The 8,188-nt window shown below is 67.3% G+C and carries 5 protein-coding genes and 1 pseudogene; 4 read left to right on the forward strand and 2 right to left on the reverse strand.

What is annotated here, in order from left to right:
- Positions 1-13: 13 nt before the first annotated feature.
- Together ACNPM8_RS15920 and ACNPM8_RS15925 are read left to right on the forward strand one after the other, a co-directional pair.
- The gene (locus tag ACNPM8_RS15920) at positions 14-1,738 is read left to right on the forward strand and encodes an FAD-dependent oxidoreductase (protein WP_448940185.1); all 1,725 of its coding nucleotides are present in this window, start codon (positions 14-16) and stop codon (positions 1,736-1,738) included.
- Positions 1,739-1,837: 99 nt separating this feature from the next.
- Positions 1,838-2,458 (forward strand): annotated as a pseudogene (locus ACNPM8_RS15925) (AmiS/UreI family transporter).
- Here the strand turns inward: ACNPM8_RS15925 and ACNPM8_RS15930 are convergent.
- Positions 2,455-4,137 (reverse strand): ABC-F family ATP-binding cassette domain-containing protein, encoded by a 1,683-nt coding sequence (locus ACNPM8_RS15930; protein ID WP_448940186.1) that lies wholly within the window; start codon positions 4,135-4,137, stop codon positions 2,455-2,457. The pseudogene ACNPM8_RS15925 and the gene ACNPM8_RS15930 overlap by 4 nt on opposite strands.
- Positions 4,138-4,167: 30 nt before the next feature.
- On the opposite strand from ACNPM8_RS15930, the gene ACNPM8_RS15935 reads away from it, so the two are divergent.
- A complete protein-coding gene (locus ACNPM8_RS15935) occupies positions 4,168-4,593 on the forward strand; it encodes a hypothetical protein (protein WP_448940187.1) in 426 nt (141 codons plus the stop codon).
- Here ACNPM8_RS15935 and ACNPM8_RS15940 read toward each other — a convergent pair.
- A complete protein-coding gene (locus ACNPM8_RS15940) occupies positions 4,590-5,435 on the reverse strand; it encodes a 3-hydroxyacyl-CoA dehydrogenase (RefSeq protein WP_448940188.1) in 846 nt (281 codons plus the stop codon). The genes ACNPM8_RS15935 and ACNPM8_RS15940 overlap by 4 nt on opposite strands.
- A 177-nt stretch (positions 5,436-5,612) precedes the next feature.
- Between ACNPM8_RS15940 and ACNPM8_RS15945 the strand changes: the two genes are divergently transcribed.
- Positions 5,613-8,150, forward strand: coding sequence for an esterase-like activity of phytase family protein (locus ACNPM8_RS15945; protein ID WP_448940189.1), 2,538 nt, complete (start codon positions 5,613-5,615; stop codon positions 8,148-8,150).
- Positions 8,151-8,188: the final 38 nt, after the last annotated feature.

Raw genomic sequence — 8,188 nt, forward strand, 5'->3', positions numbered from 1 at the left:
GATGCTGGAAACCATGAGAAACGAACAGCAGATATCCACCTCCGTACTGGTCATCGGCACCGGTGGTTCAGGCTTGCGCGCGGCCATCGAGCTGGCAGAATCGGGCACCGACGTGCTGGCCGTGGGCAAGCGCCCGCGCCACGACGCGCACACCGCGCTGGCCGCCGGCGGCATCAACGCCGCACTGGGCACGATGGACGCCGAGGACAGCTGGCAGCAGCACGCGGCGGACACCATCAAGGAAAGCTACTACCTGGCTGATCCGCGCACCGTGCAGGTGGTCGCCCAAGGCGCGGCCCGCGGCATCGAGGACCTGGAACGCTACGGCATGAACTTCGCCCGCGAAACCGACGGCCGGATCTCCCAGCGCTTCTTCGGTGCCCACAAATTCCGGCGCACCGCCTTCGCTGGGGACTACACCGGGCTGGAAATCCAGCGCACCCTGGTCCGCCGTGCGCAGCAGCTGCAGGTCCCGATCCTGGACTCGGTCTATATCACCGAGCTGCTGGTCGCCGAGGGGCGGATCTTCGGCGCCTACGGCTTCGACGTCAACGACGGCACCGGGTACCTGATCCATGCCGACGCGGTCATCCTGGCCGCCGGCGGCCACACCCGCATCTGGCGGCGCAGCAGCTCGCGGCGCGACGAGAACACCGGCGACGCCTTCCGCCTGGCCGTGGAGGCCGGTGCCCGGCTGCGCGATGCCGAGCTCGTACAATTCCACCCCTCGGGCATCATCGAACCCGAATCGGTGGCCGGGACCCTGGTCTCCGAGGCGGCCCGCGGTGAAGGCGGGATCCTGACCAACGCCCTGGGCGAACGCTTCATGGAGCGCTACGATCCCCAGCGCATGGAATTGTCCACCCGCGACCGGGTCGCCCTGGCCGCCTACACCGAGATCGCCGCCGGGCGCGGCACCGCCAAGGGCGGGGTCTGGCTGGATGTCTCGCACCTGCCCCGGGCCACCATCATGGAACGGCTGCCCCGGGTCTACCAGACGCTGCTCGAGGAGCAGATGCTGGACATTACCGAGCAGAAGATCGAGATCGCCCCGACGGCGCACTATTCCATGGGCGGGGTGCAGGTGGACCCGCTCACCCACGAGACGGCGGTCCCCGGCCTGTACGCGATCGGCGAAGCCTCCTCGGGCCTGCACGGGGCCAACCGGCTGGGCGGCAACTCGCTGATCGAGCTGCTGGTCTTCGGCCGGATCGTCGGGCAGGGAGCTGCCCGGTATTCGCGTGCGCTCACTGCCCAGCCGCGTTCGCAGGCGGCCATCGAGAAGGCGCGCGGGGAAGTGGACCGGCTGCTGGCCGCCGATGGGCAGGAAAATGTCCGGTCCCTGCAGCGGGCGATCCGCGACATCATGACCCAGCACGCCGGAGTCGTGCGTGAGGAGGCGGGGCTGAAGCTGGGGCTGGAGAAGCTGGCAGAGGTCGAAGCGCGGATGGCGCGGGTGGGCATCCACCCGGACATCGCCGGCTACCAGGATCTGTGCCATGCCTTCGACCTGAAGTCCTCGGTGCTGGCCGCGCGCGCCACCTTGGAGTCGGCGCTGGAGCGCCGGGAAACCCGCGGCTGCCATAATCGCAGCGATTATCCGCACACCGATCCGCATTTGCAGGTGAACCTCATCTGGTCGCCTGAGGGCATCACCCGGGAGCCGATCCCCGAGGTGCCTGCGGAAGTGGCCGCGCTGATCACCGAGGTATCGCAGGCAGGCAAGCTCGTGGAGTAATGAACCGGTGCGAACTTGCCAAGGCCCGGCGGCTGCGCTGAAACTGAGCTCAGTGGGCGACCGGCCAGGCGTGGGTGCCCTTCGCGAGTGGAGGATGAGATGGCCCATGTGGGGCTCGTATTCGTAGGACTGATTCTGAGTGTGAATGCGCTGGTGGGGCTGGGCCGGATTCCGGCCCGCTCGGCGGCGGTGCTCAACCTGATGGTCGGCGCGCTGCAGATCATGTTGCCGACCTTGATACTCAGCCAGGCAGGCAGCGATATCGCACTGGTCAATGCCACCTGGCCCAGCTACCTGTTCGGGATGACCTAGCTGCTGGTCGGGTTCAACACCCTGTCCGGTTTCGACCCGGCCACGCTGGGCTGGTTCAGCGCGTTCGTGGCCGCGATCGCGCTCTACAAGAGCGTGCTGTCCATCGGCCCGGACCCGCTGTTCGCGGTCATCTGGCTGGCCTGGGCGCTGATGTGGCTGGGCCTGTTCCTCTCCGACGGGCTGGGGCTGCGCCGGCTCGGCCCGGTCCAGGTGCCTGTGGCCACCGCATGGTTGATGCTCAGCGCCGGCATCCCGAGCAGCACCATCCCGGCGCTGTTCGCGCAGAACGAGCGGTGGTCCACGTCGCCGGCTGCGGGTTGGGCCGCCCTCTGCGTGCTGGCCGCGGCCGCCGGATTCAGCTGCTGGAAAGCCCGCAGCACCTGGCGCTCCATGCAGGAGGCAGCCTAGCGCTTGCGCTGCACCCGGGCCTCGTCCCAGACCGGCTCGTCGGACTCGTAGACGGTGCCGTCGGAGCCGAAGACCAGGAAGCGGTCGAAGCCGCGGGCGAACCAGCGGTCGTGGGTCACCGCCAGCACCGTGCCCTCGAACGCGTCGATGGCACGCTCCAGGGCTTCGCCCGAGTGCAGGTCCAGGTTGTCGGTGGGCTCATCGAGCAGCAGCAGGGTTGCCCCCGAGAGCTGCAGCAGCAGGATCTGGAAGCGCGCCTGCTGGCCTCCGGAGAGCGATTCGAACTTCTGCTCGGACTGCGCTGCCAGCCCGTAGCCATCCAGCGCTCCGGCCGCTGCCTCGCGCGGCATTCCGGAGCGGTGCTCGTCGCCGCGGTGCAGGATTTCGAGCAGGGTTCGGCCAAACAGGTCCGGGCGGCTGTGGGTCTGGGCGAAGTAGCCCGGGCGGATGCGCGCTCCCAGCTTCACCGTGCCGGCATGCGCCACCGGGGCGATCACCACATCGGAGACCGGCAGGTGCTCGCGCTCCGGATCGGATCCGCCGGAGGCCAGCAGGCGCAGGAAGTGCGACTTGCCCGAGCCGTTCGAACCCAGCACGCCCACCCGGTCGCCGAACCAGATTTCGGTATTGAAGGGCTTCATCAGGCCGGTCAGCTCGAGCTTTTCGGCCACGACCGCGCGCTTGGCGGTGCGCCCGCCCTTCAGCCGCATCTGCACGTTCTGCTCCAGCGGGATCGCCTGCGGCGGGCCGGCCTCCAGGAACTTCTCCAGCCGGGTGGTGGCCGCGTGGTAGCGGTTGGCCATGTCGGAGCGGAATGCGGCCTTGGTCTTGTACATGTTGACCAGTTCCTTGAGCTTGGCATGCTCCTCGTCCCAGCGCTTGCGCAGCTCCTCGAAGCGCTCGTTGCGTTCGGTGCGCGCCTGCACATAGCTGCCGAAGGCGCCACCGTGGATCCACGCGGTGGCCCCGCCGTGGCCCGGTTCCAGGGTGATGATGCGGGTGGCGGCGTTGTTCAGCAGCTCGCGGTCGTGGCTGATGAACAGAACGGTCTTGGCCGAGTTGCGCATCTTCTCTTCGAGCCAGCGCTTGCCCGGCACGTCCAGGTAGTTATCCGGTTCGTCCAGCAGCAGCAGCTCGTCGTTGCCTTCGAACAGGGCCTCGAGCACCAGGCGCTTCTGCTCGCCGCCAGAAAGGGTGCGGGCCAGTCGGGTGGAGGCGGCATCGAATTCGACGCCCAGGGCGGCCATGCACACCTTGTCCCAGGTGGTTTCCAGCTCGTAGCCGCCGGCGTCACCCCATTCGATGATCGCCTCGGCGTAGCGCATGTGGACTTTTTCGTCCTCGCTGGTGGCCATCGCCGCCTCGTACTTGGCGACCTTCTGGGCCGCCAGAGCCAGCGCAGGAGCGGCGGTGGATAGCAGCAGGTCCTTCACCGTGGATTCATCGCGCACCTGGCCGACGAACTGGCGCATGATCCCCAGGCTGCCGGTGCGGTTGATCGAGCCCTCGTCGGCTTTCAGGTCGCCGGAAATGATCTTGAACAGGGTCGTCTTGCCGGTGCCGTTGGGGCCGATCAGCGCGGTCTTGGAACCGGCGGAGACCTTGAAGGTCACCCCGCCCAGCAGCGCGGTGCCGTCGGAGAGGAAGTACTGGATGTCTGTCACGTCTATATGGGCCACCGGATCATCCTATCGGGTAGATTGCCTAACATGCAGATCACAGTAGAAATCTACGGAGCGCTCCATGCCTGCTGCCATCCGGCGTTTTCGGTAGGCGATCAAGTGCGCTGGCAGCTGGCCCAGGTGCGCAATGGGCGCGGGGAAATTTCCTTCGTGCTTGATGACCACGGCACCTTCGATGGCACGGGGGTGCCGGTGGCGGCAGTCGCCGCCCGGGTTGTGCGCATCCAGTACCGGGATCATGAGCCTGCGGCGAAGACCGGGGCGCCGCGGGGACTGGCAGATGGCCCTGTCCCTGCCGCGGTGGTCGACACCCTGCATGTTCCCGAAGGCACGGATTTCGACCACGACTGGATCGTGGTGGGACTGGAAGTAGCGGATCCGAAGGGCCTTCCGCCGCTGGCCGACTGGGATGAGGGCGCACCCCTGCCTGGAGGTGCGCCCCGGGGCGGCTAGCTGTACTTGTAGAACCCCTCGCCGGACGCGGCGCCGAGCTTGCCCTGGTCGATGTACTGGGTCTTGAGCAGCTCGGCGAACTTCTGGCTGGTTGCATCGCCGGCACGGGAAATGTTGTAGGCGGTGTTCAGCCCTACGATGTCGTAGATCTCGAACGGGCCATGCGGCGCCCCGGTGCCCAGCTTCCAGGTCTTGTCGATGGTCTGCGCATCGGCGACCCCGTTGACCAGCAGGTGGCTGGCGGACTGCAGGAAGGGGACCAGCAGCGAGTTCAGCACGTAGCCCGGCTGCTCCTTGAGCACCCGGATCGCGACCAGCCCGGTACGCTCGGCGAAGTCGACCACCGCTTCGTAGGCTTCGGGCGTGGTTGCGGGTGTGCCCATGACTTCGCCGGTGTTGTTGGACCAGATGTGGTTTGCGTAGTGCAGGGCGAGGAATTGTCCGGGGCGGCCAGTGAATTCGGCGATATCCGAGGGCAGCAGGGTCGATGAATTGGTGGCGAATATGGCCTGTTCCGAGGCCAGCACGGCCAGCTTCCGGTAGGTCTGCGCCTTGATCTCCAGATTCTCGGGCACCGCCTCGATGACCAGGTCGGCCTCGCGCACTGCGTCGGCCAGATCGCTGCTCAGCACGATGGACTCGCGGGCGGCTTTGGCCTTCTGCGGGTTCCCGAAGTACTGGGCGTACTGCGGAACCAGGGCATCCAGCCGCTGGCTTGCGGCGGCCAGCGCTTGCTCGCTGATGTCGTAGCCGATGACGGGCAAGCCGTGGTAGGCGGTTTGGAAGATGATTTGTGCGCCGAGCACGCCAGTGCCCAGAACAGTGATGCGTTGCAGTTCCATGATTCTCCTTGGGGTACAGCTTCACTCTCCGCTTTTAGTTGCGCAATTTCAACTAAATGTGAGCGGGAGAACGCCCGACACCTGCTGGTTAGCTGCCTGTTGCCGTGGATTCACCTTCTGGCTAGGTGGTGCTGGAACTCTTGGGGAGTCATCCGCAACCAGCATGGGGAGAACTACGTGCACCGCATAACCAAGAAGGGCCCGGGAATCCTGGCCGCCGCCGTCATCGCCGCGAGCCTGTCGCCGCTGGCCGCCGCCGCGGATCCGGGGGAGTACTTCGAACGCGTGGCCACCTACCCGGTCTACCAGAACCACCCCGACGGCGCAGCCGCGGCCACCGCCGCGGAAATCTCCACCGTTTCGGCGGACGGCAACACGCTGATCTACTCCGATGCGCTCTCGCGCAGCGTCGGCTTCCTGGACATTTCCGACCCGGCCGAGCCGAAGGGCCTGGGCCTGCTGGGCCTGCACCAGCTGGGCAGTGCCGAGGACGAGCCCACCAGCGTGGCCGCCTACGGCGAGTTCGTGTTCGTGGTGGTGAACACCTCCGCCAGCTACAGCGAGCCCTCGGGCCGCGTGGATGTGGTGCGGATTGCCGACCGCACGCTGGTGCACAGTTTTGCACTGCCCGGCCAGCCGGACTCCATTGCGGTCTCCGCCGACGGCGCCTACGCGGGCATCGCCATCGAGAATGAACGCGACGAGGATGCCGGCGATGGCGGATTGCCGCAGGCCCCGGCCGGATCGATCGCCATCATGGACTTGCAAGGCGCGGACCCGGCAGGTTGGAAGCTGCGCGAAGTTCCGCTCGCCTCCGGTTCCCGCACCGAACCGATCGCGCTGCCGCTGCTGGCAGCGGCCGGCCTGGACACCCCGCAAGACCCCGAGCCCGAGTACGTCACGATCAACGCCAAGAACCAGTTGGCGGTAACCCTCCAGGAAAACAACGGCGTGGTGCTGGTGGATCTGGCCTCGGGCGAGATCACCGATGCCTTCAGCACCGGGACCGTGGACCTGGCGGGGATCGACACCGAAAAGGACGGCGTGCTCGATCCCAGCGGGGAGCTGAAGGGCGTGCCGCGCGAGCCCGATGCCATCGGCTGGATCCAGGACCGCTATCTGGCCACGGCCAATGAGGGCGACTGGAAGGGCGGCAGCCGCGGATTCACGATCTTCGATTCCGCCAGCGGCGACGTGGTGTGGGATGCCGGCAATAGCTTCGAGCACCTCGCGCTATCCCAGGGCTTGTTCCCGGAGCAGCGCGCAGGGAAGAAGGGCGTTGAGCCCGAAGGGCTGGCCCTCGCCGAATTCGGCGGCGTGGACTACGGATTCATCGCGGCCGAACGCGGGAACTTCGTGGCCGTGTACGACCTGTCCGAGCCATCCAGCCCGCGCTATCTGCAAAGCTTGCCGACTACCAACGGCCCGGAAGGGATCTTGCCGATCCCCGGGCGCAACCTGCTGGCCATCGCCTCGGAAACCGATGAGGGCCAGGTGCGCTCGGCGGTGTCCCTGTACTCCTTCGGTGCCGCCGCGCCGCAGTTCCCGCAGCTGTCCTCGGATGCCGCCGATCCGGTGCCTTTCGGTGCGCTCAGCGGGCTGTCGGCCAACCCGGCCGATGCTTCGCAGCTCTTCGCGGTCAGCGACAACGCGTACCAGCCGCGCATCTACACCCTGGAAACCGGGACCCCGGCCACCGTTGAATCCTCGATGGCGGTCACCTCGGCCAGCGTCGAACTGGATCTGGAAGGCATTGCCGCGCGCGCGGACGGCGGATTCTGGGCCGCCCATGAAGGGGAAACCGGGGCGGACAACCTGCTGGTGCGCATCGACGCGGCCGGTGCGGTGCAGGAAGAAATCGCGCTGCCTGCACTTTCAGGGCTGGGCAAGCACGGGCTGGAAGGCATCGCCGCGACCGGGTCCGGGAAGCAGGAAGAAGTGGTGTTCGCGGTGCAGCGCGAACTGCCCGGCGAGGACGTCGTCCGCCTGGGCAAATACCTCCCGTCCACCGGCGAGTTCAGCTGGTACGGCTACCAGCTGGACCCGGCAGCCGAAGGCGCATGGCATGGCCTGTCGGAAATCACCGCGCTGCCCGATGGCTCCTACGCGGTGATCGAGCGCGATAACCAGGTGGGGCCGGACGCCAAGCACAAGGCGGTCTACCAGTTCCGGCTTCCGCAGGCCCAGGCAGGAGAAGTGCCGCTGGTGCAGAAGAAGCTGGCGGCCGATGTGCTGCCGGTCCTGCAGGAAACCAGCGGCTGGACCCAGGAGAAGCTGGAGGGGCTGGCGGTAGCCGATGGCCAGGTCTACGTGGTGACCGATAACGATGCGGTGGATGAGGCCACCGGCGAGATCGTCTTCGCGAACCTCGGTGCGGCGGATGAAGTGTTCGATCTGGCCGGCCAGGCACCCAGCGAGGAGCCCGGCGAAGAAGAGGGCAAAGACCAGGACGAAGAGTTAGCCGCGGAACCAACCCGGAACCCGTCGCCGCAGCCGAGCGGGGAATTCCCTGCACAGGTCCCGGAGCCGACCCGGGAAGCCGGCCAGTCCCAGGCGCCCCAGGCGCCGCAGGAGACGCGGCCAGCCCAGCCGGAAGCCGGCGAAGAGCTCGCAGCCACCGGTGCGAACAGCTTCTGGCTGATTCCGGTGGGTGCAGTGATCGCGCTGCTCGGCGCCGCGGCGGCCCTCAAGACCGCACGGGCCCGGGCGAAGTAGGCCGATCGGAAGGAACCGGGAAAACAGCGAAGGCGTGG

This window comes from Glutamicibacter sp. AGC46 (assembly GCF_053543715.1).

Excerpts from the sequence above, each read along its gene's own strand:
- ACNPM8_RS15920 (WP_448940185.1), top strand. The coding sequence starts at position 14 with ATGAGAAACGAACAGCAGATATCCACCTCCGTACTGGTCATCGGCACC.
- ACNPM8_RS15935 (WP_448940187.1), top strand. The coding sequence starts at position 4,168 with ATGCAGATCACAGTAGAAATCTACGGAGCGCTCCATGCCTGCTGCCAT.
- ACNPM8_RS15940 (WP_448940188.1), bottom strand. The coding sequence starts at position 5,435 with ATGGAACTGCAACGCATCACTGTTCTGGGCACTGGCGTGCTCGGCGCA.